This window comes from Bradyrhizobium sp. LCT2 (genome assembly GCF_009931255.1).
Lineage (GTDB): Bacteria > Pseudomonadota > Alphaproteobacteria > Rhizobiales > Xanthobacteraceae > Bradyrhizobium > Bradyrhizobium diazoefficiens.
The window spans coordinates 3,973,452-3,996,450 of record NZ_CP034432.1 but is presented as its reverse complement, the minus strand read 5'-3'; the positions used below and the strand labels follow the sequence as shown (position 1 = coordinate 3,996,450).

General features: G+C 65.5%; 27 protein-coding genes. 6 read left to right on the top strand and 21 right to left on the bottom strand.

The window, feature by feature from the left end:
- Positions 1-44 precede the first annotated feature (44 nt).
- From EI171_RS19185 to EI171_RS19170, 4 genes are all read right to left on the bottom strand, one after another.
- Positions 45-1,547, bottom strand: coding sequence for a glycosyltransferase family 39 protein (locus EI171_RS19185; protein WP_028175446.1), 1,503 nt, complete (start codon positions 1,545-1,547; stop codon positions 45-47).
- An 18-nt stretch (positions 1,548-1,565) separates the two neighbouring features.
- On the bottom strand, positions 1,566-2,699 hold the full coding sequence (locus EI171_RS19180; protein ID WP_028175447.1) for a glycosyltransferase family 2 protein: 1,134 nt from the start codon (positions 2,697-2,699) through the stop codon (positions 1,566-1,568).
- 247 nt (positions 2,700-2,946) lie between these two features.
- Positions 2,947-3,150 carry a hypothetical protein gene (locus EI171_RS19175; RefSeq protein ID WP_110116501.1) on the bottom strand — a complete coding sequence of 68 codons (204 nt, stop codon included), beginning with the start codon at positions 3,148-3,150 and terminating at the stop codon, positions 2,947-2,949.
- Positions 3,151-3,238: 88 nt separating this feature from the next.
- Positions 3,239-3,619, bottom strand: a complete 381-nt coding sequence (locus tag EI171_RS19170) for a hypothetical protein (protein ID WP_011088386.1) — start codon at positions 3,617-3,619, stop codon at positions 3,239-3,241.
- Positions 3,620-3,725: 106 nt separating this feature from the next.
- Between EI171_RS19170 and EI171_RS19165 the strand changes: the two genes are divergently transcribed.
- Both EI171_RS19165 and EI171_RS19160 read left to right on the top strand, forming a co-directional pair.
- Entirely contained in the window at positions 3,726-4,562 is an 837-nt protein-coding gene (locus EI171_RS19165) for a DUF72 domain-containing protein (protein WP_202633164.1), read from the top strand.
- 9 nt (positions 4,563-4,571) lie between these two features.
- A complete protein-coding gene (locus EI171_RS19160) occupies positions 4,572-5,033 on the top strand; it encodes a DUF488 family protein (RefSeq protein WP_028173427.1) in 462 nt (153 codons plus the stop codon).
- A 122-nt stretch (positions 5,034-5,155) separates the two neighbouring features.
- On the opposite strand, the gene EI171_RS19155 is transcribed toward EI171_RS19160, so the two are convergent.
- The 10 genes from EI171_RS19155 to EI171_RS19110 form a co-directional block, all read right to left on the bottom strand.
- Positions 5,156-6,070, bottom strand: coding sequence for a PhzF family phenazine biosynthesis protein (locus EI171_RS19155; protein ID WP_161534394.1), 915 nt, complete (start codon positions 6,068-6,070; stop codon positions 5,156-5,158).
- A 124-nt stretch (positions 6,071-6,194) separates the two neighbouring features.
- Entirely contained in the window at positions 6,195-7,088 is an 894-nt protein-coding gene (locus tag EI171_RS19150) for an amidohydrolase (protein WP_161534393.1), read from the bottom strand.
- A gap of 22 nt (positions 7,089-7,110) precedes the next feature.
- Positions 7,111-8,352, bottom strand: coding sequence for an MFS transporter (locus EI171_RS19145; protein ID WP_161534392.1), 1,242 nt, complete (start codon positions 8,350-8,352; stop codon positions 7,111-7,113).
- 50 nt (positions 8,353-8,402) lie between these two features.
- Positions 8,403-9,134 carry a GntR family transcriptional regulator gene (locus tag EI171_RS19140; RefSeq protein ID WP_011088392.1) on the bottom strand — a complete coding sequence of 244 codons (732 nt, stop codon included), beginning with the start codon at positions 9,132-9,134 and terminating at the stop codon, positions 8,403-8,405.
- Positions 9,135-9,264: 130 nt separating this feature from the next.
- Entirely contained in the window at positions 9,265-9,549 is a 285-nt protein-coding gene (locus EI171_RS19135) for a hypothetical protein (RefSeq protein ID WP_231166533.1), read from the bottom strand.
- A gap of 28 nt (positions 9,550-9,577) precedes the next feature.
- The gene (locus EI171_RS19130) at positions 9,578-10,885 is read right to left on the bottom strand and encodes an adenylate/guanylate cyclase domain-containing protein (protein ID WP_011088393.1); all 1,308 of its coding nucleotides are present in this window, start codon (positions 10,883-10,885) and stop codon (positions 9,578-9,580) included.
- Between the two features lie 105 nt (positions 10,886-10,990).
- Entirely contained in the window at positions 10,991-12,154 is a 1,164-nt protein-coding gene (locus tag EI171_RS19125; protein WP_161534391.1) for an ABC transporter permease, read from the bottom strand.
- Positions 12,151-13,083 (bottom strand): ABC transporter ATP-binding protein, encoded by a 933-nt coding sequence (locus EI171_RS19120; RefSeq protein WP_161534390.1) that lies wholly within the window; start codon positions 13,081-13,083, stop codon positions 12,151-12,153. Before EI171_RS19120 ends, EI171_RS19125 begins: the two co-directional genes overlap by 4 nt.
- Positions 13,080-14,003: an HlyD family secretion protein gene (locus tag EI171_RS19115; RefSeq protein ID WP_246740583.1), complete on the bottom strand. Its 924-nt coding sequence runs from the start codon at positions 14,001-14,003 to the stop codon at positions 13,080-13,082. Before EI171_RS19115 ends, EI171_RS19120 begins: the two co-directional genes overlap by 4 nt.
- Positions 14,000-14,680, bottom strand: coding sequence for a TetR/AcrR family transcriptional regulator (locus EI171_RS19110; RefSeq protein WP_202633162.1), 681 nt, complete (start codon positions 14,678-14,680; stop codon positions 14,000-14,002). The genes EI171_RS19115 and EI171_RS19110 overlap by 4 nt, the downstream gene beginning before the upstream one ends.
- 108 nt (positions 14,681-14,788) lie before the next feature.
- Between EI171_RS19110 and EI171_RS19105 the strand changes: the two genes are divergently transcribed.
- Genes EI171_RS19105 through EI171_RS19095 form a run of 3 tightly spaced genes read left to right on the top strand, consistent with a single transcriptional unit; the run spans position 14,789 to position 16,005 of the window.
- On the top strand, positions 14,789-15,124 hold the full coding sequence (locus tag EI171_RS19105; RefSeq protein ID WP_011088398.1) for a helix-turn-helix transcriptional regulator: 336 nt from the start codon (positions 14,789-14,791) through the stop codon (positions 15,122-15,124).
- Positions 15,121-15,579 (top strand): SRPBCC domain-containing protein, encoded by a 459-nt coding sequence (locus tag EI171_RS19100; protein ID WP_060908108.1) that lies wholly within the window; start codon positions 15,121-15,123, stop codon positions 15,577-15,579. The genes EI171_RS19105 and EI171_RS19100 overlap by 4 nt, the downstream gene beginning before the upstream one ends.
- Positions 15,580-15,591: 12 nt before the next feature.
- Complete coding sequence (locus EI171_RS19095) at positions 15,592-16,005, top strand: GFA family protein (protein ID WP_161534389.1); 414 nt, start codon at positions 15,592-15,594, stop codon at positions 16,003-16,005.
- Between the two features lie 119 nt (positions 16,006-16,124).
- Here EI171_RS19095 and adhP read toward each other — a convergent pair whose 3' ends face one another.
- The 3 genes from adhP to EI171_RS19080 form a co-directional block, all read right to left on the bottom strand.
- Positions 16,125-17,150, bottom strand: coding sequence for an alcohol dehydrogenase AdhP (gene adhP, locus EI171_RS19090; RefSeq protein ID WP_011088401.1), 1,026 nt, complete (start codon positions 17,148-17,150; stop codon positions 16,125-16,127).
- A gap of 143 nt (positions 17,151-17,293) precedes the next feature.
- Positions 17,294-17,704, bottom strand: a complete 411-nt coding sequence (locus tag EI171_RS19085) for a DUF2000 family protein (RefSeq protein WP_161534388.1) — start codon at positions 17,702-17,704, stop codon at positions 17,294-17,296.
- 121 nt (positions 17,705-17,825) lie between these two features.
- Positions 17,826-18,215 carry a DUF4189 domain-containing protein gene (locus EI171_RS19080; RefSeq protein WP_011088403.1) on the bottom strand — a complete coding sequence of 130 codons (390 nt, stop codon included), beginning with the start codon at positions 18,213-18,215 and terminating at the stop codon, positions 17,826-17,828.
- Positions 18,216-18,401: 186 nt separating this feature from the next.
- Here EI171_RS19080 and EI171_RS19075 point away from each other — a divergent pair, with 186 nt between their 5' ends.
- The gene (locus EI171_RS19075; RefSeq protein WP_011088404.1) at positions 18,402-18,893 is read left to right on the top strand and encodes an avidin/streptavidin family protein; all 492 of its coding nucleotides are present in this window, start codon (positions 18,402-18,404) and stop codon (positions 18,891-18,893) included.
- Between the two features lie 160 nt (positions 18,894-19,053).
- On the opposite strand, the gene EI171_RS19070 is transcribed toward EI171_RS19075, so the two are convergent.
- The 4 genes from EI171_RS19070 to EI171_RS19055 are packed head-to-tail and all read right to left on the bottom strand — an operon-like array spanning position 19,054 to position 22,896.
- Positions 19,054-20,658: an NTP transferase domain-containing protein gene (locus EI171_RS19070; protein ID WP_161534387.1), complete on the bottom strand. Its 1,605-nt coding sequence runs from the start codon at positions 20,656-20,658 to the stop codon at positions 19,054-19,056.
- On the bottom strand, positions 20,655-21,356 hold the full coding sequence (locus EI171_RS19065) for an XdhC family protein (RefSeq protein ID WP_028173410.1): 702 nt from the start codon (positions 21,354-21,356) through the stop codon (positions 20,655-20,657). The genes EI171_RS19070 and EI171_RS19065 overlap by 4 nt, the downstream gene beginning before the upstream one ends.
- A gap of 2 nt (positions 21,357-21,358) precedes the next feature.
- Positions 21,359-21,682, bottom strand: a complete 324-nt coding sequence (locus EI171_RS19060) for an XdhC family protein (RefSeq protein WP_011088407.1) — start codon at positions 21,680-21,682, stop codon at positions 21,359-21,361.
- An 11-nt stretch (positions 21,683-21,693) separates the two neighbouring features.
- The gene (locus tag EI171_RS19055) at positions 21,694-22,896 is read right to left on the bottom strand and encodes a VWA domain-containing protein (RefSeq protein WP_161534386.1); all 1,203 of its coding nucleotides are present in this window, start codon (positions 22,894-22,896) and stop codon (positions 21,694-21,696) included.
- Between the last annotated feature and the right edge of the window lie 103 nt (positions 22,897-22,999).

The following is a 22,999-nucleotide window of genomic DNA, read 5'->3' as shown; positions in this document are numbered from 1 at the left end:
ATAGCCACCGCTACCCGCCCAACACTCCGCCGGGACGACGGTGATTACCGCGCTTCCGGTGGCGGCGAACGGTCCAGCACGTCGCCCTTGGCGCCTTCGAGCAGATCGATGCCGTAGGTCTCGATCACGAGCGGCCCGCGCTTGCGCTGCAATTGCGCAACCTGCGTCACCTGCGCAAAGAGATCGTTGACGGCGGGATGGCCGCCCTCACGCAGCTCATCGACATAGATCAGCTTGCCGGCAAGCTGCTTTGGATCGGGCTCGGGCATGTTGACCCAGCGGATGCGCTGGTTCTGCTGCACCACGCAAGTGCCGCGCGGCAGATAGAAGGCGAGCCAGCCGGTGGTGCCGTAGTCCGGCGCGAGCACGCATGTCGCACCGGTGCGGGCGCGCACGGCTTCGATCTCCGCGGCGAGTTCGCGCCAACCGACGCCGACGCTGCGCACGGTCGCGTCACGGCGATAGCCGGACAAGATGCCCGTGTTGGCTTGCACGATCAGGGCCGCAAACATCACGATGCCGGCGGGTGCAGCCCAGCGCAGGCAAAAATCGACCAGGCGCCGCGCACGCGGCTTCCACTGCACGAGGTTGGCGGCGGCCGCGGCCGCAATCACGAAGGGCGGGTAGACCGGCGCGAACCAGTTGGCCTCGACGCGCGCATGCAGCGAATGCCAGACGAAATAGGCGACAATGGTCCAGAACATCGTCTCGATGAGCACCCGCGAGGCCAGCGCGCCGGCGCGGCGCCAGGTCAGCGCGTGCAGCCCCATGGCACCGAGAATGAAGACCAGCGGGGTCGCGAACGCGATCTGGGTCGGGATCAGCTCGGCGATGAAGACGGGGCGGAAATCCTCGATCCTGGCGCGCCCGAGCTGCTTTGCGAACGAGACCCATTGATGATCCGCATTCCAGAGGATCACCGGCGAGAACAGCGCAAGGGCAACGAGGCCGCCGAGATAGGGCCAGGGCGAGAGGAACCAGCGCCTGAGCTTCGGCACGGCCGCGAGCCAGATCAGGATCGCCGGCCCGAAGAACATCGCGGTGTATTTCGACAGCAGCGCCGCACCGACGGCGGCACCGACCGCGAGCCACCAGACGCCGCGGCCGGTCTCCAGCACCTTGGCGAGGAAGAACAGCACGAAGCTGGAGGCGACCAGCAGCGGCGCATCGGGCGTGACGATCAGCGTGCCGACCGCGGCCAGCAGCGTCACGTTGAGCAGGATGGCACTGGTGGCCGCGACACGGGCACCCCCGAACAGGATCGCGGCCGAGCGATAGATCGCATAGCTCATCGGCAGCGCGAGCAGGATCGAGACGAGGCGGACGCCGAGCTCGGTGTCGCCGGCGATCATGGTGCCGGCGCGGATGACATAGGCGACCATCGGCGGGTGGTCGTAATAACCTCCGGCGAGGTTCTTCGACCACATCCAGTAATAGGCTTCGTCGAAAGTGATCGGCGTGAATGCGGCCGCGACGAGCCGCAGGGCCACCAGCGCGAGAATCACCAGCGCCGTGTTGCGGACAATCCGCGCGTCAGCCCCGCCCATACCGGTTTCCTTGGCGCGCTATTTCTTGCGCCAGACGAACAGTCCGGACATCGCGTAGTTCCACACCACGCCCATCAGCGCGCCGGCCAGGCCGGCCAGCCACCAGATCGGCTCCTGGTCGTAGACCGAGAAGGCGACGCCGACATTGGCGAGCAGGCCGACGCTGCACACGATGTAGAAGGCGATCAGGCCGCGCAGCAGCGCAAAGCCCTTCAGCCGCTGATCGCGATAGGTGAGGAAGTTGTTGAGGACGAAGTTGCTGGTCATGGCGACGACGGCGCCTGCCGCCTGCGCTTCCGCGAACGGCGCCTTGAACACGTGAAGCCCGATGAACAGCGTGGCCAGGTGCACCACGAGACCTATGCCGCCGACCATCGCGAACAGGATGAAGCGCAGCGAGAGGATGTCGTTGCTCAGCTTGGCCAGCACGAGGCCCAGGAAGTCGAGCGCGACCATGGAATCCAGCTTGCTCTCACCGTGCTGGCGGGCGCCGAAGGTGTAGGGAATCTCGACGGCCCGCAAGCTGCCATGCGCGGTCGCGACCAGGTCGAGCAGGATCTTGAAGCCATGCACCGAAAGTTTCGGCGCCAATTCCTCGAAACGATCGCGGCGGACCATGAAGAATCCGCTCATGGGATCGGCGATCTCGACCCGCAGCATCTTCCTGGCGACCTCGGTCGCCAGAGCGCTGGCGCCGGCGCGCTGCTTGTTGAAACCTTCGCTCTTGTAGCCTTCGATATAGCGGCTGCCGACCACCAGATCGGCCTCGTCGCTGGCGAGCAGCAGCAGCATCTTCGGCAGCTGCGTCTCGTCGTGCTGAAGGTCGGCGTCGATCACGGCGACAAAGGGTGCGCTGGAGGCCAGGATGCCTTCGATGCAGGCGCCGGACAGGCCGCGGCGGCCGATGCGGCGGACACAGCGCACGCGGCTGTCGCGCTGGGCCAGCGCGCGCACGACGTCCCAGGTGCCGTCGGGTGAATTGTCGTCGACGAACACGACCTCCCAGGCGACGCTGGCGAGCGTCGCCTCCAGGCGCCGGTAGAGCACCGTGACGTTGTCGCGCTCGTTGAAGGTCGGGACGATGACCGACAGTTCCGGCCCCTCTTGAGCCTGGGGCGGATTGTCGGGGCCCGGTCTGATCGCTTCATTCATGACGGCAGCGTATATCCGCCGCGTCCTGCGCTGCCAAGCCGGGGTTTCCAAGGGGAAGGGCCCAAATGGGCCCTAAAATGCCAACGACCCCGGAACGGCGGGCGCGCGTACATCCGGCGCAGCCTGAGCTATTCCAAGGTCGTCCCAGCAACGGAGATCGTGACTCAACGTTGCCGTTGACAACTAAGTGGGGACGGCAAAGCCGCTTTTCAAGGGGCAAAAGCACCCTTTTTCTTCAGGCCGACGACTAGTTCGGGACTTCCTTGATCACCGGGCCGCGCGGCGCGGGCGCAGCGGGGGCTGCCGGCGCCATGGCCGCCGGGCCCGGATCGACCTTTGCCGGCTTGGGCGGCTTGCCGTACTGGCCGATCGGCCCGAGGACGACGGCGACCGCAAGCACGACCGCCGCGACGATCGCGCCCAAAATGCCACCCACCGACTCAGACGACATGGAAGCCCATCCCTGTTCCAGATGCGATCATTGATACCACGGATGAACGCGGAGCCGGAAGGGCCACGGGACCGCGACCGCTGTCGACCTATTTCTGCGGCGGCCTATGCTTGATGAAAGCCGTCACGATGTCCTTCTGCGCCGACTCCACCGCCCTGTTCGCGGTCGCGAGATGGGCGCCGGAATCGATGTTCGGATATTGCGTGGTGAGATAGTCGAGCAATGCCACCCGGTAATATTGCCGCTCCGACGGACAGGCGCCCGCAACCGAGCGGCCAAAATCCTGTTCCGACAGGCCCTGATTGCTGTCGCGCGAATATTCCCGCGCCAGGCAATGCCAGTAATCGTCGCGGCCCTGCATGGCGAGCTTCTGCGCGCCCTTGGCGTCGTCGTCATCCGCCATGGCAGAATATGTGATGGCAGCAGATGTCATCATCATGAGCGCCGCCCCCAGCATCAGCATCCGCATCTTGTTCTCCTTCTTCGCAGATGATCTTGTCGGAAGCTTAGACGGGCCGCGGCAACTGGCCAATCACAACTCGTTTGACTAGGATGCCGGCCTCCCCTCCACGTCGATGCGAGATCCTTCCGTGGCCAAAGCAAAAACCGTGTCCAAAAAATCCGGCAACATCTTCATCGGCGTCGGCGGCTGGACCTTCGAGCCCTGGCGCGGCGTGTTCTATCCGGAGAAGCTGACGCAGGCGAAGGAGCTGTCCTACGCGGCCTCGAAGCTGACCTCGATCGAGATCAACGGCACCTATTACGGCTCGCAGAAGCCGGAGAGCTTTCGCAAATGGGCCAGCGAAGTGCCTGAGGGTTTCGTGTTCTCGGTGAAGGGGCCACGCTTCGCCACCAATCGCCGCGTGCTGGCCGAAGCCGGCGATTCCATCAAGCGCTTCTATGATTCCGGCGTGCTGGAACTCGGCGACCATCTCGGGCCGGTGCTGTGGCAGTTCGCGCCGACCAAGAAGTTCGACGGCGCCGATTTCGGCAAGTTCCTGGAGCTGCTGCCGCGCAAGCTCGACGGGCGCGCGCTGCGCCACGTGGTCGAGGTCCGCCACGACAGTTTCTGCACGCCCGACTTCGTCGCGCTGATCCGCGAATTCGAGACGCCGGTGGTGTTCGCCGAGCACGGCAAATATCCCGCCATCGCCGACGTTGCCGGCGATTTCGTCTACGCGCGGCTGCAGAAGGGCAATGACGAGATCAAGACCTGCTATCCGCCGAAGCAGCTCGACGCCTGGGCCAAGCGCTTTCAGGACTGGGCCGAAGGAAGCGAACCGGACGATCTGCCGAAGGTCGACAAGGCAAAGCCGAAGAAGGAGCCGCGCGACGTGTTTGCCTATGTCATCCACGAGGGCAAGGTGCGCGCACCGCACGGCGCCATGGAACTGATCGCGCGGGTGAGTTGAGGATTGTTCATGGCAAAGGCGAAGAAGCTCTTCACCATCGGCTATGAGCAGACGCCGCCCAAGGCCGTGCTCGACGAGCTGGAGCACGCCGGCGTCAAGCTCGTGGTCGACGTGCGCGCGGTGACGTCGTCGCGCCGGCCGGGTTTTTCCAAGAAGCAGTTGTCCGCCGGGCTCGACGAGCGCGGCATCGCCTATGTCCATCTCGCCGCGCTCGGCACGCCGAAGGAGGGGCGCCTTGCCGCTCGCAGCGGCCAGTACGACGCGCTGGAGAGGATTTATTCAAGGCACCTGAAGACGCCGCAGGCGAAGGAAGAGATGGACGAGCTCTCGGCCCTGGTGAAGAAGGCAGGCCCGGTGTGCCTGCTCTGCTACGAGCGCGACCACACCCACTGTCACCGCCAGATGATCGCGGAGATCATCGAGGAGCGCGATGGGGTGACGGTGAGGAATTTGGCGGGGCGGCAGATTTAGCTGCGCTGTCATTCCGGGGCGCGAAAAAGTCGCGAGCCCGGAATCCATCGGGCCGCAGAGCTAGTGGAGGAATGGATTCCGGGTTCGCGCTGCGCGCGCCCCGGAATGACGGGTTGATGGACCTACCCCTCCCCCACCAGCCTAAACGTCCCCTCCATCATCTGCACGCAGCTGCCGCCGACATGGGCGGAGACGATCTTGCCATCCTGCTTGCGCACGCGCGTCAGGAGCAGGCTCGGACGGCCCATGTCGAAACCCTGGCCGATGGTGAGCTTCAACTCGCCATCGCGCGCGGGATCGAGATCGGCGAACAGCGCGGCGGCGGCGACCGTGGCGCTGCCGGTGGCGGGGTCCTCGATCAGGCCGCTGGCGCCGGGGAAGAACATCCGCGCCTGCCGCTCGCATGGTGCTTCCGCCGCCGGCACGTCGCGCGTGTAGAAATAGACCGAGAAGGCGCCATCGCGCGGCAACATCCGGCTGAACGCCGCAGCATCAGGCTTGGCCCGCCGCACAGCCTCACGCGACCCCACTTCCGCCACCACGAAGGGCGTTCCAACGCCGACGACCTGCGGGGCATGGCGATCGATCTTGATATCCTCCGCGGTCAGGGAGATGCAGGCCGCGACCTCTTCGGCGGAACATGTCGCGAGGCGGGCCAGCGGCTGCGGCGCGGTCAGCTCGGTGCTGACAACCCTTCCCTGCTCCCGTACGATCTCGACCGGCACGAGCCCCGCCTTCTCCTCGAACAGCAGGCGCGGCTTGGGCTCCCTTGCGATCGTCGCCAGCACGAAGGCGGTGCCGACATTGGGGTGACCGGCAAAGGGCAGCTCCCGCACCGGCGTGAAGATGCGCACCTCCGCATCGTTCGCCTTGTCGCGCGGCGGCAGCACGAAGGTCGTCTCGGAATAGTTGAACTCGGTCGCGATCGCCTGCATCTGCGTCGTCGACAAGCCGCCGGCATCGAGCACCACGGCGAGCTGGTTGCCGCCGAAGGCGCGGTCGGTGAACACGTCGACGGTGATGTAGCGGCGCTGCATCTTTGCTTTCCTCATGCAAATCGCAGCCGCGGGTCGGCTGCATCGTGCAGCAGTCTACAAGCCGGCGACATCGTCCGTCATGCCCCAAAATTCGGAGCAATCGGAGCAATCGCGACCGGACGTGTCAGAAGCGGAAGAGCTGATACGGCGATGCCAGCACTTGCGCACGCTCGCTCTGATCAGTGATCAGCGTATCGAGAAACTGCCGGTTCTTTTCGTAAGCCTGCGACGCCTCGAACTGCGTGTGCGGCCAGTCGCTGCCCCACAACAGGCGATCGAGGCCGTAAGCTTTGCGCAGCAGCGGATAGGCTTGCTTCGCAAAGCTCTCGCCGGCCGCGCCATTGCGATACGGCGCCGAGATCTTGACCCAGACGTTCCGCGTCGCGCCGAGCTTCAGCACAGACTGGAAGCCGGGATCGGCGACACCGAGCTTTGGATCGGGCAGCGCGTAATGATCGAGCACGACTGCAACGCCGAGATCCAGAAGCTGCGGTGCAAGCGCGGCGAGATCGGCCGCGTTGCGCTGGATTTCGACCTGCCAGCCCATCACTTTCACGCTCGCGAGCAACGCCTTCCATTCGCCGGCAGCGAGATCGGGCAAGGGCTGGCCGACGAGATTGAGGCGAATGCCGACGATGCCGGCGCGATCGAGCATGCGCAGCTCGTCCGCGCTAACAGCGGGATCGACGACGGCGATGCCGCGCAGGCGGCCGCCCGCCTCTTTCAGGCATGCAACCAGATAGGAATTGTCGGTGCCGAGAAAGCTCGGCTGCACCAGCACGCCATTGGACATGCCGTTGCGGTCGAGCTGCTCCAGATAGAGCGACAGCGGCGCGTCGTAGTCCGGCGCATAGCGCCGGCCCGGCGCCAGCTTGAGGCCGCGGTGAAAGACATGGGCGTGGGTATCGATCGTCGGCAAGGCCGCCTCACTGCTGGCTGTGGTCGCGGCCAGCGTCACGAGCGATGCGAGGCCCGCGCCAAACTGGCGGCGCGTCAGGCCGCGCTGGGACAATGTCATGGTGGCTCCTCCCCATCCCGCGTCAGGCACGCGTCGCGGCGGTCTGTTCAAAGACCTTGCCGCGGGTTTCGGGCAGCAGCAGCACCGCGATCAGCACCAGCGAATAGGCGAAGGCCGCATCGATGCCGATCGCAGGTCCAAGCCCGATATGATCGCTGAGGAAGCCGACCAGGAACGGGAACGCGGCGGAGACGATCCGGCCGAAATTGTAGCAGAAGCCGACGCCGGTACCGCGCACGCCGGCCGGATAGAGCTCGCTGAACAGCGCCGCCATGCTGGCGGGGATGCCGGCGGAGAAGAAGCCGAGCGGGAAGCCGAGCACCAGCATCTGCCCATCGGTCAGCGGCGCGAAGATGTAGATCAGCACGGTGATGATGCAGGCGCTGGCGAAGAAGGCGACGTTGACCCGGCGACCGATGCGGTCGCTGATGATGCCGCTCGCCACGCAGCCGCAGAAGAAGGCGACGATGATGACGGCGAGATAGCCGCTCGAGCCCAGCACCGACAGATGCCGCACTTCGCGCAGGTAAGTCGGCAGGAAGGTGGTGAGCGCCGCGTAGCCGCCATGGGCGCCGATGCCGAACAGGCCGCCGATCAGCGTCGCGCGCAACACGTCGCGATGGAAGATGCCCGAGAGCGTCGCGAGGAACGGCGTCTTTTCGCTGGCGATGGCGCGCGGCGGCTCCTTCAATCCACGGCGGATGAAGATGATGAGGAGCGCGGGCAACAGCCCGAGCGCGAACAGCAGCCGCCAGGCGATCTCGGCCGGCGCATAGGTGAAGACCAGCGCCGACAGCAGCACGGCTGCGCCCCAGCCCACGGCCCAGGCGCTCTGCACCGAGCCGAGCGCCTTGCCGCGATGCTCGGCGCGGATGATCTCGGCCATCAGCACCGCGCCGCAGGCCCATTCGGCGCCGAAGCCGAGCCCCTGGACCGCTTTCAGGATCAGGAGCTGGGTGTAGGTCATCGCGAAGGCGCAAGCGAAGGTCGCGAGCGCGAAGGTCGCAACCGTGATCTGAAGCGCCTTGACGCGGCCGAAGCGGTCGCCGAGCGCACCGCCGAGCCAGCCGCCGAACGCGCCGAAGAACAGCGTGACCGAGCCGAGCAGGCCGGCATCGGCCTTGCTGATGCCGAACGCCGCGATCAGCGCGGGGATGGCAAGGCCGAACATCTGGACGTCGAGCGCATCCAGCGCCCAGCCGCCAAAGCTTGCCCAGAACGTGCGCCGCTCCAGCGGCGAGCTTTCGCTGTACCAGTTCGACATTTTTCCTACCCCTGTACTCGTTTATTGCTTGGTGTCGTTGAAGAGCCGCTTCACCTGATCTCGGCGTGGTAGCGGAAGCGGTTGGCCGGCCCGCGCGAACGGCGCCATTCGATCGGCCGCCGTTCGAGGTCGAGCGCGAGGCGCTCGATGACAATCAGAGGCGCATGCGCCTCGAGCCGCAGCAGGCGTGCCTGCATCTCGTTGGCGGTCTCGACCGTCAGGATTTCCTCGGCGGAGACCACGACCTCGCCGCAGCGCTCCTCGTAGAGCGGATACAGGAGGTCGCCGAACTCGGCGGTGTCGATGTCGAGGATCGGCGCGAAGCGCGATTGCTGCAGCCAGATCTCTTCGGCGAGCAGCGGGACGTCGTCGATCAGGCGCAGGCGCGACAGGCTGATCACGGGCTCGCCGACCGGGATGCGGAGTGCGGATGCGACCGCCGATGTCGCCGGCACGCTCTTGCGCCGGATGATGCGGCTCTTCGGCACGCGCCGCTCGCCGCTCTCCGACTGGAAGCGAAAGAAGCGGAACAGCGAGGAGTTGAAGCGCGCGCGGCGCACGAAGGTGCCGCGGCCCTGCTGGCGCTCCAGCACGGCATCCGCGACGAGCTGGTCGATCGCCTTGCGCACGGTGCCGATGGCAACGCCGTAATGCGCAGCCAACTCGGCTTCCGACGGGATCGGCTCGCCCGGCCGCCATTCATTGCGGTTGATCCGCGCGGCGAGGTCGTCGCGCAGGCGCTGGTAGCGTGGCAGGCGGTCGTCGAGCGGCGCTGAATTCATATAGTCATATAGATGACTATATGACGAAGGAGTCAAGCACTACGAAAATACCGCATACGGGAGGGGCGTCGCGGATGACGCGAAGCCGGGCTGGCGGACTTCACCAGCCCGGCTTCGTCTGCTGTGATCGTCAGTTCATCGTCGTCGTATTGGGCAGGCAAGGCGGTTGCTTGTAGGGCGCAGAGGCATAGGCGCCCACCGCCGGAGCCCTGACGCAGTCCGTCGTCACGTGGGTTGCGGCGCGCCGAGAAGCGGCGTCGCGGGCGGCAGCGGCCTGGGTTTGGTAGACGGCGGCGGCGATCAGGACGGCCGCAACAACGGACAATCTGGTCATTGGTTTTCTCCGCATGACAAACGGAAACCGATGTTTCGGCTTCCAGAGTGCAGGAACGGAGAACGCGGCGCGATATTTCATCACGCGCCTTCAACGAAACGCGAGCGGTCTACCCGAGCTGAAACACCGCCACCTTCTGCTCGTAGCCGCGCACCTCGACTTCGCCGAGCGCGACAGCATCCTCGCCGTCATCGCCGAGCGCCTCGCGCACGGACGCCGAGATCAGGAGCTGCGATCCGAACTCCTTGTTCAGCGCCTCCAGCCGCGAGGCAAAGTTCACGGTGTCGCCGATCACCGTGTACTCCTTGCGCCGGGGCGAACCGATATTGCCGGCGACGACCTCGCCGAAATGGATGCCGATGCCGATCCGCAGCGGCCAGCTCGTCTCCGCATTGATGCGGTCCATCGCGGCCAGCATCTCGCGGCCCGCGGCGACCGCGCGGTGCGCGGCGTCGGAGGCCTCCAGCGGCGCGCCGAACAGCGCGAGGAAGCCGTCGCCGAGAAACTTGTTCACGATGCCGCCCTGGCGGTCGAGGATGTCGACCAGCACCGCGAAGGCGCCATCGAGCCGGTCGACCACCTCCTGCGGGGTGCGCGACTGCGCCCCGGCGGTGAAGCCGCGGAAATCGACGAACATCACCGCGACGCGGCGGAGGTCGCCGGCCGCGCTCGTCCCCTCCGCCATCAGCCGCTCCACCACCTGCGGCGAGACGTGCTGGCCGAACAGATTGGTGACCCGGTCGCGCGCGGTGGCAGCCGCAATGCTCGCGGCGAATTGCCGCCGCAGCTGCGCACCGACGGAGCCGGCGAGCACGCCGCAGACAAGAATGACCGTGCTGCGCACGGCGTGGAAGTAGATCAGGGGTTCACCGGCCTCGCTCGCCGAGTTGTAATATAGCGCGACGGCCAGGAGTTCGGCTGCGGCCACAAATCCCGTGAAGGTTGACAGCCAGAAGTCGAGCCGCAGCGTCGAAAGAATGATGAAGATGAAATAGACCAGCGGCAGCACGAAACCGAGCGCCTGGCTCGCACCCATGCTGCGGATCTGCAGGATCAGGATGATCGTCGGCAGCGACGTTTCGATAAAGGCGCCGACGTAGCGCCTGATCACCGGCAGGTCGCGATCGAGCTTGAGGTTTCGCCTGATCTGGCTGTGGATCCAGACTTCGAAGAGGATGAAACCTCCCAAGAGGATGTATTCGCGGACGAGGCCCTCCGTCCCGCGCCAGACCCGGTTCACCAGAGCGGGGTCGATCAGGAAGGTTGAGGTGAGGAACAAGATCATGACGCAGCCGGTGATGATCAGTGTCCGCACCCGCAACAGCTCGGTGCGCAGCACTTCCCGCGTCAGCTCGCGCTCGAAGTCCTCCGACAAGGCGGCGTGTTGCCGCGCTTTCCTGCTCGCAAACTTGACCATTCCATCCCCCAGTCATTCCGGGGCACGCTAGCGTGAACCCGGAATCTCGAGATTCCGGGTTCGCACGTCGTACGCCCCGGAATGACTCTCAAGGACTAGTTTGCCTCAATCTAGCGTACGGCGGAAGCGCGTCACGGCGATGGTCATAGCGATCAGCATCAGGGCCGCCAGCGCCAGCGTGTCGAACCGCAGATTCTGCATGCTCGCCCCCTTCAGCATGATGGCGCGGACGATGCGCAAATAATGGGTCAGCGGCAAGGCCTCGCCGACATATTGCGCCCAGGCCGGCATGCCGGCGAACGGGAACATGAAGCCGGACAGCAGAATGCTCGGCAGGAAGAACATCATCGACATCTGCATGGCCTGGAGCTGGTTCTGCACGACGGTCGAGATCGTGTAGCCGATCGACAGGTTGGTGGTGATGAACAGCGTCGAGAGCAGCGCGAGCAGGAACAGATTGCCAAGCACGGGCACGCCGAACAGGCCGACGCCGATGCTGATGATCAGGAAGGCCTGGACGAAGCCGACCAGTACGTAAGGGATGATCTTGCCGAACATCACCTCGACCGGCTTGATCGGCATCGACAGCAGACTCTCCATGGTGCCGCGCTCGACCTCGCGCGTGACCGAGAGCGCGGTGAAGATCAGCATGGTCATGGTGAGGATGGTGCCGACGAGACCCGGCACGATGTTGAGGCTCGACGCTGCGGCCGGATTGTAGCGCGCATGCGCCCGGATCTCGAACGGCATCTCCGGGGGATTGCCGATATAGAGATCGTGCTTGAGCGCGGTCTGCACGACCATGCCGAGCGAGCCGATCGCCGAGCTCGCCGCGACCGGATCGGTGGCGTCGGCCGCGACCAGCAGCGCCGGCTTGTCGCCGCGCCGCACCGCCCGTTCGAATCCGCGCGGGATCTCGACGCCGAACAGGACCTTGCCCGATTTCAGCAGATTGTCGAAATCGTCGACGTCGTGCACCTCGTAGATGAAACGGAAATAGGCGGTGTTCTCCAGCGCCTTCAGGATCGAGCGGGTGAGATCGGAGTCCTCCTGGAGCAGCACGGCGCTCGGCAGATGGTGCGGCGTGGTGTTGATGGCATAGCCGAACAGCATGAGCTGCATCACCGGCAGCATCACGATCATCGCGAACGAGACGCGATCGCGCCTCAGCTGGATGAACTCCTTGATCAGCATCGCATAGGAGCGTCGCAGGAAGCCGAAGCGCTCGCGGATTTCGCGTGCGGGAGCCGGATGTTCGACGGTGCTCATTGGAAATTGTCCTTGGAGCGGCTCATCAATTCGATGAACACGTCTTCGAGCGAAGGATGCGAGCTCTGCCAGTGCAGGCCGCTCATCTCGCGCCACGGCGCGATGCTGGCTTCGAGCGCGGCGACGTCGCGCCCCGAGACGTGCAGCGAGGTGCCGAACGGTGCCACCATGTCGATTCCGGGCTTGCCGGTGAGCTCGGCGGTGAGCCCGTTCAAATCCTCACCCGTCACGGTGTAGGTCGTCAGCGCGGATTTCGCGATCACCTCCTCCACCGTGCCGTGCGCGAGCAGATGGCCGTAGGCGATATAGGCGATCTCGTGGCAGCGCTCGGCTTCGTCCATGTAGTGGGTCGAGACCAGCACGGTGAGGCCGTCGGCGGCGAGCGCGTGGATCTCGTTCCAGAAATCGCGCCGCGCCTTGGGGTCGACGCCGGCGGTCGGCTCGTCCAGCAGCAGCAATTGCGGATTGGGCAGCGTGCAGGCACCTAACGCCAGCCGCTGCTTCCAGCCGCCGGAGAGCTCGCCGGCGAGCTGCTCCTCGCGCCCCGAAAGCCCGATCCGCTTGATCATGTCGCGCGCCGCGTCGCGTGGATCGGCAAGGCCATAGAGCCGTGCCACGAATTCGAGGTTCTCGCGCACCGAGAGGTCCTGGTACAGGCTGAAGCGCTGGGTCATGTAGCCGACCTGGCGCTTGATCTTTTCGGCATCGCGCCGGATGTCGTAGCCGAGGCACGTCCCCTCGCCGCTGTCGGGCGTGAGCAGGCCGCAGAGGATGCGGATGGTGGTGGTCTTGCCCGAGCCGTTGGGACCGAGGAAGCCGTAGATCGAGCCGCGCTTCACCTGCATCGACAGATCGTGCACGACCTCGCGGCCGCCGAACGACTTCGTCAGGCCCTTGACGTCGATTGCGATGCCGTTGCCGCCGTTCATCGCTTGTCCGCCACCGGAGTTTTTGGATTGAGATAGACGTCGATCGGCTGCCCGACGCGCAAGGCATCGGGGCGCGAGGGCCGCGCCTGGATCAGGTAGACGAGCTTGTTGCGCTCATCGAGGCTGTAGATCACCGGCGGGGTGTATTCGGCCGAGGTCGCGATGAAATAGATCTTTGCGGTCAGGTCGGCCGCGCAATTGTCGCAGCCGATCCGGACCGTGTCGCCGATCGCCAGCTTGGGCAGCTCGGTCTCCGGCACGAAGAAGCGCAGCTTCATGTTGCCGGGCGGCATGATCGAGAGCACCGGCCGCTGCGCCGCCACCATCTCGCCCTCGCGGAAATAGATCTGCTGGATGGTGCCGGCGACCGGCGCAAAGCCCCTGCGCCGCGCCATCCGCGTCTCCGACGTCGCCACCCGCGCTTCCGCCACGCGCAGGGCGGAGACGGCGGAATCGAGATTGGCCTGCGTGCCCGAACCGGTCTTGTTCAGCGAGGCCGCACGGTCATAGGTCTGCTGCGCGTTGGCCAGCGTCGCCTTGTTCTGGTTGAGATCGGCAAGCTGTAGATCGTCGTCGACGGAATAGAGGGCGTCGCCGACCTTGACCTCGTCACCCTCGCGGATGTTCAGCTTCGTCACGCGGCCGGCTTCGTCCGGGCTGACGAAGATCATGTCGGCCTCGACCCAGCCCTGGAAGCCGGGATCGCGCTTCTCCTTGCAAGCCGCCAGCGCGGTTGCGAGCAGGACGGCCAATGCAAATCTGAAAATTGCTTGCAGCGACCAAAGCTGTCGATCCCTCACCCTGAGGAGCTGCGAAGCAGCGTCTCGAAGGGCGAAGGGCCACAGCCGGGCCTGCATCCTTCGAGACGCGCGTTCCGCGCTCCTCAGGATGAGGTGAGAGATGGTTTGCGACGACCTCATGTCGTCCTCCGTTCGCCAAAAATCAAATCGAGATGGACGCGCAGCATGTCCCGCGCATCGAGCGGCGCGTGGCGCTCAAACAGGCTTTGCCAGATCACCGCGATCATCGCAGGCGCGATCAGGATCTGCGGATAGCGCGCAAGCTCCTTCTCGCGGATCTCGCCGCGGGCGATGCCGAGCTCGATCAGCGCGCGCATGGCGGCAACGCCGCGCGAGACCACCTCGCGGTAGTAGAAATCGGCGACCGAGGGAAAGCGCGGCCCCTCCGCCACGATCAGGCGCACGAGATCGCCGCGCCTGGTGCCGATCACCTCCTTGAGGAAGTTGCCGGCGAAGGCTTCGATGAGGTCGCGCACCGAGCCCACCGGCGGCGGCAACGTCGTCAGCCGCGCCACCACAGGCACGATCACGACGCGCACCAGCTCCTCGAACATCGATTCCTTGTCCTTGAAGTGCAGGTAGATCGTGCCCTTGGCGACGCCGGCACGTCTGGCGATGTCGTCGAGCCGCGTCGCGGCAAAGCCGCGCGCAATGAACTCCTCCATCGCCGCCGCCACGATCGCCGCACGCCGCTCCGCCGCGCGGGTGGCACGGTTCGAGGCGGGCGCGGCTTCGAGCATTTGGCTCCCAGCCTGGGCTGCAGATGCCGCGGCGGCTTTGGTGGGCTTCTTCGTCATGGTCAATTTATGACTGACTAGTCAGTCATAGTCAATTATTGACGCCAGCCAGAGCGACCGAATTAAATTAGCATTGACTAATGAATTAGCCCTCACTAATTTATTGCCATGATCGAAGCCGCCCCAAACCCCGTCACCACCGTGATGCGCGCCCTCGCCGATCCGACCCGCCGCGCCGTGTTCGAACGCGTCTTCGAGAGCAAGGAGATCAGCGTCGCCGAGCTGACGCGCGGCAGTGGCGTGACGCAAGGCGCGATCTCGCAACACCTGAAGTCGCTGAAGCAGGCCGGCCTCGTTGCCGAGCGCGCGGAGGGCCGCAACGTCTACTACCGCGCCGCGCCGCAAGGACTCGAGCCGCTGGTGACCTGGATGGATCATTACGGCGTCTTCTGGCGCGAGCGCTTCCAGAATCTGCGTGACCTCTTGAAGGAGATCGATCCGTGAGTGCTGCCGAGTTGAAAGCCGAGACCAAAGACATCGTCATCGACGAGGTGTTCCCTCACGTGCCGGAGACGATCTGGAAGGCGTTGACCAGCGCCCAGCTGATCGCGCGCTGGCTGATGCCGCCGACCGGTTTTGAAGCCGTCGAAGGCAAGGCCTTCACGTTCCAGACCACTCCGGGCGGCAACTGGGACGGTGTGATCCATTGCCGGGTTCTGGAGGTCGTGCCGAACCGGCGCCTCGTCTACGCCTGGAAGGGCGGCGATGAGCGCAACACCGGCTACGGCGCGCCGCTCGACACTGTCGTGACGTGGTCCCTCACCCCGGTCGAAGCCGGCACGCGGATCCGCCTGGTTCATGCCGGCTTCGTCCTGCCCATAAACGAGTCGGCCTACACGGTGATGAGTGGCGGCTGGAAGAAGGTCGTCCGCCAGCTTGACGAGATCAGTGGCGAGTAAGGAGTTATCGCGATGGACAAGCCCTATACAGGCGGCTGCGCCTGCGGCGCGATCCGCTATTCGATTGTCGGTGAGCCCATATTCAGCAATCATTGTCAGTGCCGGGACTGCCAGCGGGAAAGCGGAAGCGGCCACGGCTCCTACGCGACCTTCGCGCGCGCCGGCGTCACCGTAACCGGCGAGGCGAAGCACTGGGACATGGTCGGCGACAGCGGCAACGTGAAGACGCGCGGCTTCTGCGCCCGGTGCGGCTTGCCGGTTTACCTGACCTTTGCGGCAATGCCTGACATCTTCACCATCCGCGCCGCAAGCCTCGACGAGCCCGCCCGCTACAAGCCGCAGGTGGTGACTTACGCCGCGCGCGGCCATCAATGGGACCGTCTCGATCCGGACCTGCCGAAGTTCGAAGGCATGCCGCCGGGGTAGGCAGCGAGAGAGCGACGTCCCTTTGATACGAAAAGCATCGCCGCAAACTCGGTGCACCTCTCCCGCTTGCGGGAGAGGGAGCGCACCTCCTTCGCGGCAACGGCTCGTTTCACAACGCACTAGCCAAAATCCAGCACCATGCGGCCTTCGATCTTGCCGGCCTTCATCCGGTCGAAGACGTCGTTGATCTCAGCGAGCGGCACCTTTGTCACCTCGGCCTTGACCTTGCCGTCGGCGGCGAATGCGATGGCTTCGTCGAGGTCGCGGCGGGTGCCGACGATGGAGCCGCGCACGGTGATGCGCTTGAGCACGACGTCGAAGATCGGCGTCGGGAATTCGCCCGGCGGCAGGCCGACGAGGCTGACGGTGCCCTTCCGGCGCACCATCTTCAGCGCCTGGGCGAACGCGGCGGTCGAGACCGCCGTCACCAGCACGCCGTGCGCCCCTCCCCCGGTTACCGCCAACACCTTGTCCACGGCATCGGCTGCGAGCGCGTTGACGGCGAGGTCGGCGCCGGTCTCGCGCGCGAGCTCGAGCTTGTCGTCGGCGATATCGACGGCCGCGACCTTGAGGCCCATCGCCTTGGCATACTGGATCGCGACATGGCCGAGCCCGCCGACGCCCGAGATCACGACCCACTCGCCGGGCTTTGCCTCCGTCTCCTTCAAGCCCTTGTAGGTGGTGACGCCCGCGCACAGGATCGGCGCGATGCCCGCAAAATCGATCGTCGCCGGCAGTTTGGCGGCGAAGGCAGCCGAGGCGATGACATATTCGGCGAAGCCGCCGTTCACGCTGTAGCCGGTGTTGTGCTGGTGCTCGCACAGCGTCTCCCAGCCGGTCTCGCAATATTCACAGGACATGCAGGCATCGTGCAGCCAGGCGACGCCGACGGCATCGCCCACCTTCAGATTTTTCACGCCGGATCCGAGCGCGGCGACGATGCCGGCAACCTCATGGCCCGGGATGAAAGGCGGAACCGGCTTCACCGGCCAGTCGCCGGAGGCTGCGTGCAAATCGGTATGGCAGACGCCGCACGCCTTGACCTTGACCAGAACCTCGCCGGGTCCGGGCTGCGGCACCGGCACGTCCTCGATCACGAGCGGCTTGCCGAATTGTCTGACGATTGCGGCTTTCATGGTCGGCATCTGTCTGCTCCGTTTGAATGACGGAGGCAAACTAGCGGCACCGGGCGGCGCCCCCTTGATTGGAGTCAAACCGCACAAAGTTTACGCAAGGCTCGCGCGATCGTGACATCACGATGACGACGCGGCGCAACGTGCGGATCGCGTCAGCTATGGAACTTCAGCCCGTCGACGATCTTGTCGATCACCTTGCGCTCGGCGCGCATTGCGATCCCGACGAGATTGAGGTCCGCGCGTGCCACCGCCTTTACCGCTTCGCGATTGGCGGCATCATGCGTGGTCTTGAACATGTCCTCGGTGTAGACCGCCGACACCACGTTGCGGGTGAGCGCACGGTCGAGCGCGCGCGACAGTGCCGGACCTTCGGCGCCGTAGATCAGGATCGGCTGGCCGATCAGCGCGTGATATGTCGTGCCCGAGGCGTCCTCATAGGGTTCACCGATGCATTCCGGAAAGGCGGCGGCGATGCCGCTGGTGAGGAAAGCCGCGACGTTGAGCTTCTGCCAGGCATGGAGATCGCTGCGGATCACCACGGCGATCTTGGTATCGAACTGCATACATGTCTCCACAAATCGTCATTCCGGGATGCGCCGTCAGGCGCAGACCCGGAATCTGGAGATTATCGCACGAGATTCCGGGTTCGTCGCTGCGCGACGCCCCGGAATGACGGAGGAGAATTCAACCCTTCGCGTCGCAGGCCCAGGCGCGGATCACGCATTCCTTGCCGCCGTATTTGTAGCATTCGCGCGTGGCGGCGTTGAGCGAGGCGGAGATCTTCGGCTTGACGGCATAGCCATAGGCACCGCAAGGATTGGACAGATCGACGGACATCGCCGCGCAGGCGCGCTTCATCGTCACCGTCGTGCAGTCGCCCTTGCACTGCTTCTGCGCCGCGGCGCGGGCTTCGTGCTCGGCGCCGTAATCGAAAGCCTGGCCATAGGCACCGCACTTGCCGACCGCAAACGCGCCGGCGGCGCGTGCATCCGTGATGTGGCGAGCGCCCGCGACACAAACAGACAACGCAAAGAAAAACATCGCGCAACGGCGCGCGACGACATTCGAAGCCATGGAAAAAACCCCTCCCCCCAAGGCAGGTGGAAGGAACTCTAAGCGCGGGACCGTTTCCAGATGGTGAACGAGTGGTTGAAAAGCCTGACGGACGCACGAGCGACCTCATACATCTTTTAGTTGTATTTGTGAAGCACATCATTTAAAGTAGTTGACGCTCCAAGCAGAGAGCCGGAGGAAACAACCATGCGTCACTTCAACGGAATGCTCTTGGCGATGATTGCGTCGACGTCCCTGATCGGACCCCTGCCCGCATATGCGCAGTCGGTGAACTGGACCTGGACCAACCAGTATGGCTCGACCCTGGCCATCACCAGCTTCAACTCGAACACCGGCGCGATCACGGGCACCTACACCAACAACGCCGCGAACAGTTGCGACGAGGGCAAGCCGCAAGGTGTGACGGGTTGGCTGGCCTACGGCAACACCGGCACAGCGATCAGTTTCTCGGTGAACTTCCTCGGCTGCGGATCGACCACCGTCTGGACGGGGCAATTGAACAATGCGACGGGATTCCAGGGATTGTGGTATCTGTCCCTCGCCGAAGCCGTGGCGTGGAACGGCATCAGCGCGGGCGCCGACACGTTCACGTTCAGCAGCGGCGACAAGGCCCTCCTGACCAAGAGCGGCGTCGATCTGAAGGCCGGCAGCGAGAAGCTGTCGAACACCAAGAAGTAGGCGGACGAAAGCAATCCGGTATCGTAGGGTGCGTTAGCGCTGCGCGAAGCGCAGTCGCTCGGCGTAACCCAACATGCTTCAATGCATGCGGGCGACGTTGGTGGGTTACGTCTGGCGGACTGCGCTTGCGCGCAGCCGCAAGGCTAACCCACCCTACACACTATCCCCGTCTTGCCGCTTCCAGCGCTTGCGGCGTGTCGATATCGAGGAACGCGCCCTCGCCGTCGACGGGCACTTCCGCAACCGCCTCGGTGTGCTTGGCGATCAGGTGGCGCGCGCCGACGTCGCCATCGAGCGTCATCAGCTCCCCGAAGAAGCGGCGCGACCACAGCACGGGATTGCCACGGCGGCCCTCGCTGACGGGCACGACGATGAGATTGCCGCGGTCCGGTGCGAAGCTGTCGATGAGACGGTCGATCAGGCCGGCATCGATCAGCGGCATGTCGCCGAGGCAAACCACGGCGCCGTCGCAAGCTTCGGGCACGGCCGCGATGCCGGCCTTGACCGAGCTCGCGATGCCGCCGGCGAAATCCGGATTGCGGACGAATTTCACCTTCAAGCCTTGCAGCGCCTGCTCGACCAGTTCGGTCTGATGGCCGGTGACGACGATCACCTCGGATGCCTTGGAGGCCAGCGCCTGCTCGGTCGCGATCCGCACCAGCTTCTTGCCGTCGAGCTCGGCGAGCAGCTTGTTCGGCCCACCCATGCGGGTCGAGCGCCCTGCCGCGAGCACGATGGCAGCGACCTGGCTGTTGCCCTCGATCTCGGGCCTCGCGCGCGGCTGCGGACGCGTGACGATCTCCATCAGGAGCCCACCGACGCCCATGCCCATCAGCTCGGCGCGGGTCACCTTGATGCCGGCAAGCAGCCGCATCAGCACCCAGTCAAACCCGTTCTCGACCGGCGAGCGCGCGCAGCCCGGCGCGCCCAGCACCGGCACGCCGTCGGCGCGGGCGATCAGCAGCAGATTGCCGGGATCGACCGGCATGCCGAAATGCTCGATCTCGCCGCCGATCCCGGTGACGGCCGCCGGGATCACGTCGCGGCGATCCGCGATCGCGGACGCCCCGAACACGATGACGAGTTCCGCGCCAAGCGCGAGCAGCTCCTTGATCGCGGCCGACAGCGCGTGTTCGTCGTGCTGGACCCGCCGCTCCGCGATGATGCCGGCGCCGGCCGGCGCCAGCCGCTCGGCGGTGACGCGCAGCGTCTTGTCGATCACCTTGGAGGACAGGCCCGGCAGCAGCGTCGAGACCACGCCGACGCGCTTGATCACGTAGGGCGCGATCTTCAGGACGTCCCGGCCGGCCGCCTTCACCGCGGCGTCGCGCAAAGCGCCCTCGACGCCGAACGGGATGATCTTGACCGTGCCGACCATCTCGCCCTCGACCACCGGCTTGTAGGCGGTGAGCGTCGCAAAGGTGATGGCCTCGTCGATATTGTTGATGCGATCGACCGCGGCGCGGTCGATCACCAGCACGCCCGGGCATGCCGCGAACAGATTGGCGCGGCCGGTGAAGGCGCGCTCGACATGGATGCCCTCGCCGCCGACCGCAAGCGCGATACTGGCGGCGGCGATATCCTCGGAGACGTCGCCCTCCTCCATCCCCACCACGACGACGTCCTTGATGCCGGCGCGCTCCAGCGCCTCGACCTCGGCGGGCCCGATCGTCGTGCCCTTCTTCAGCACCAGCGGTCCCTGGCGCAGGGTGTGGACGGTCACCCCGCCGATCGCATCCTTGGGGCTCGCCGGGCCGAATTTCATGCCGCTTCTTCTTTTTCTTTGGGTGGCAGCCGAAGCACCGCCGTGATCTCGGCCATGATCGACACCGCGATCTCCGACGGCGAGACGGCGCCGATCGCAAGGCCAATGGGCGCGTGGATGCGCGCGATGTCGCTGTCCTTGGCGCCCTGCGCCCGCAGCCGGTCGCCGCGCTTGGCATGGGTCTTCCGCGAGCCCAGCGCGCCGATATAGAAGCAGCCGCGCTCGAAGGCGTGCAGCAGCGCAGGATCATCGATCTTGGGATCGTGCGTCACCGCGACGAAAGCCGTGTAGGCATCGACGTTGAGCGGCGGCAGCGCGGTGTCGGGCCATTCGGCCACCAGCGGAATGTCTGGGAAGCGCTCTGCGCTCGCAAAGGCCGTGCGCGGATCGACGACCGTGACGTCGTAACCGAGCGAGCGCGCCAGCGGCGCCAGCGCCTGACTGATATGGACCGCGCCGACGATGACGAGCTTTGCGGTCGGCGCGTAGACGTTGAGGAACAGCTTCTTGCCGCCGACCTCGACATTGGCGCTCTTGCCCATGCGAAGCTGTTTTTCGAGCTCGACGCGCAGCGGGTCTTTCGCAAAATCCTGCGCCTTGACCAGGCGCTGCTCGCCGCTCTCGGTGTCCGTCACCAAGATCGCCGGGCGGCGCGCGGCGCGCTCGGCATTGAGTTCGTGCAAAATCGCGAGCTTCACGGCTAGCCGACCTTCTCGACGAAGACACGGATGGTGCCGCCGCAGGACAGCCCGACATTCCAGGCGGTCTCGTCGGCGACGCCGAACTCCAGCATCTTGGGCTTGCCGCTCTCGATCACGTCCATGGCCTCGGTGACCACGGCGCCCTCGACGCAGCCGCCGGAGACCGAGCCTAAGAACGTGCCCTCGTCGTTGATGACGAGGCTCGAGCCCGCCGGGCGCGGCGCCGAGCCCCAGGTCTCGACGACGGTGGCGAGCGCGACGCCACGGCCGGCCTTCTGCCAGTCCTCCGCCGCCCTCAGAATGTCCTCGTCGCGATCGAGCATGGGGTAACCTCTCAAGCTGCGGAGCGGATCAGGCTGCGGTGATGCGGCGGCAGCGGCCGGGAGAGCGTCGTGATCAGCTCCTGGATCGAACTCAAATTATGTACCGGGCGGAATTCGTCAACGTGCGGAAGCATCATTTTGATGCCCTGCGCCTTGGCCTCGAAGCCGCCGAAGCGCAACAGCGGGTTGAGCCAGATCAGCCGCCGGCAGGAGCGGTGCAGCCGGTCCATCTCGAAGGCGAGCCTGGAATCGGCCTCCCGCTCCAGCCCGTCGGAGATCAGGAGCACGATTGCGCCCTGGCTCAGGACCCGGCGCGCCCACAATTTGTTGAAGTTGTGCAGCGAGGCCGAGATCCGCGTACCGCCGGCCCAATCCTCGACCGAGGCCGAGCAGCTCGCCAGCGCCTCGTCGGGATCGCGCTGGCGCAGCGCGCGGGTGACGTTGGTGAGGCGGGTGCCGAACAGGAACACCGAGACGCGCTTGCGCGCATCGCCGATGGCATGGAGGAAATGCAGGAACAGGCGCGTGTACTCGTTCATCGAACCCGAGATGTCGAGCAGCGCGACGATCGGCGCCGGTTTCTCGATCCGCCCCAGGCGATGAATGTCGATGATGTCGCCACCGGTGCGCAATGACGCACGCAGCGTGCGGCGCAGATCGAGGCGCAGGCCACGGGAATCGGGCCGGTGCCGGCGCGTCAGGAGCTCGGCCTGCGGCAGCCGCATCCGCTCGACGGCGCGCAGGGCTTCGCTGATCTCCGCCGCGCTCATCTGGGCAAAATCCTTCTTCTGAAGGATTTCCTTGTCGGAGACCGACAGGCGCAGATCCTGCTCCTGGTGCTGCGGCGTCTCCGTCATGCGCGGCTGCGACATCGCTTCCTGCACGCGGCGCGCACCGGCCTGCGGCTTCTTCTTGGCCTGGTCCGGCAGCGGCACCGAATCCAGCATGTGCTTCCACTCCTCCGAGGCGCGGAAGAACAGGTTGAAGGCCTGCTTGAAGATCAGCGCATGCTCGTGGCGCTTGACGAAGATCGCCTCCAGCGTGGCAAAGACATCGGCGCGGTTGCCGATGTCGATCACCTGGAGCGCGCTCATGGCATCGATGACGGCGCCTGGGCCCACCGGCATGCCGGCAGAGCGCAGCGCGCGGGCGAAGCCGACGATGTTGTCGGCGAACTGCTCGGTCTGCTCGGGCGCCAGGTGGTTGATGGCCATGGGTCGTATCCATCCCCTCGTCATTCCGGGGCGCGTCTCTTTGGCGCGAGCCCGGAATCCATTCATCCACGAACTCTGCGGCCCGATGGATTCCGGGTTCGCG

Coding starts and splice junctions, on each gene's coding strand:
- EI171_RS19185 (WP_028175446.1), bottom strand. CDS start 1,547: ATGGGCGGGGCTGACGCGCGGATTGTCCGCAACACGGCGCTGGTGATT.
- EI171_RS19115 (WP_246740583.1), bottom strand. CDS start 14,003: ATGAGGTCGTCGCAAACCATCTCTCACCTCATCCTGAGGAGCGCGGAA.
- EI171_RS19120 (WP_161534390.1), bottom strand. CDS start 13,083: ATGAACGGCGGCAACGGCATCGCAATCGACGTCAAGGGCCTGACGAAG.
- EI171_RS19175 (WP_110116501.1), bottom strand. CDS start 3,150: ATGTCGTCTGAGTCGGTGGGTGGCATTTTGGGCGCGATCGTCGCGGCG.
- EI171_RS19055 (WP_161534386.1), bottom strand. CDS start 22,896: ATGGCCATCAACCACCTGGCGCCCGAGCAGACCGAGCAGTTCGCCGAC.
- EI171_RS19105 (WP_011088398.1), top strand. CDS start 14,789: ATGATCGAAGCCGCCCCAAACCCCGTCACCACCGTGATGCGCGCCCTC.
- EI171_RS19085 (WP_161534388.1), bottom strand. CDS start 17,704: ATGCAGTTCGATACCAAGATCGCCGTGGTGATCCGCAGCGATCTCCAT.
- EI171_RS19165 (WP_202633164.1), top strand. CDS start 3,726: ATGCGAGATCCTTCCGTGGCCAAAGCAAAAACCGTGTCCAAAAAATCC.
- EI171_RS19095 (WP_161534389.1), top strand. CDS start 15,592: ATGGACAAGCCCTATACAGGCGGCTGCGCCTGCGGCGCGATCCGCTAT.
- EI171_RS19125 (WP_161534391.1), bottom strand. CDS start 12,154: ATGAGCACCGTCGAACATCCGGCTCCCGCACGCGAAATCCGCGAGCGC.
- EI171_RS19070 (WP_161534387.1), bottom strand. CDS start 20,658: ATGAAATTCGGCCCGGCGAGCCCCAAGGATGCGATCGGCGGGGTGACC.
- EI171_RS19110 (WP_202633162.1), bottom strand. CDS start 14,680: ATGACGAAGAAGCCCACCAAAGCCGCCGCGGCATCTGCAGCCCAGGCT.
- EI171_RS19135 (WP_231166533.1), bottom strand. CDS start 9,549: ATGAAATATCGCGCCGCGTTCTCCGTTCCTGCACTCTGGAAGCCGAAA.
- EI171_RS19060 (WP_011088407.1), bottom strand. CDS start 21,682: ATGCTCGATCGCGACGAGGACATTCTGAGGGCGGCGGAGGACTGGCAG.
- EI171_RS19180 (WP_028175447.1), bottom strand. CDS start 2,699: ATGAATGAAGCGATCAGACCGGGCCCCGACAATCCGCCCCAGGCTCAA.
- EI171_RS19160 (WP_028173427.1), top strand. CDS start 4,572: ATGGCAAAGGCGAAGAAGCTCTTCACCATCGGCTATGAGCAGACGCCG.
- adhP (WP_011088401.1), bottom strand. CDS start 17,150: ATGCCGACCATGAAAGCCGCAATCGTCAGACAATTCGGCAAGCCGCTC.
- EI171_RS19080 (WP_011088403.1), bottom strand. CDS start 18,215: ATGGCTTCGAATGTCGTCGCGCGCCGTTGCGCGATGTTTTTCTTTGCG.
- EI171_RS19140 (WP_011088392.1), bottom strand. CDS start 9,134: ATGAATTCAGCGCCGCTCGACGACCGCCTGCCACGCTACCAGCGCCTG.
- EI171_RS19075 (WP_011088404.1), top strand. CDS start 18,402: ATGCGTCACTTCAACGGAATGCTCTTGGCGATGATTGCGTCGACGTCC.
- EI171_RS19150 (WP_161534393.1), bottom strand. CDS start 7,088: ATGACATTGTCCCAGCGCGGCCTGACGCGCCGCCAGTTTGGCGCGGGC.
- EI171_RS19130 (WP_011088393.1), bottom strand. CDS start 10,885: ATGGTCAAGTTTGCGAGCAGGAAAGCGCGGCAACACGCCGCCTTGTCG.
- EI171_RS19170 (WP_011088386.1), bottom strand. CDS start 3,619: ATGCGGATGCTGATGCTGGGGGCGGCGCTCATGATGATGACATCTGCT.
- EI171_RS19145 (WP_161534392.1), bottom strand. CDS start 8,352: ATGTCGAACTGGTACAGCGAAAGCTCGCCGCTGGAGCGGCGCACGTTC.
- EI171_RS19155 (WP_161534394.1), bottom strand. CDS start 6,070: ATGCAGCGCCGCTACATCACCGTCGACGTGTTCACCGACCGCGCCTTC.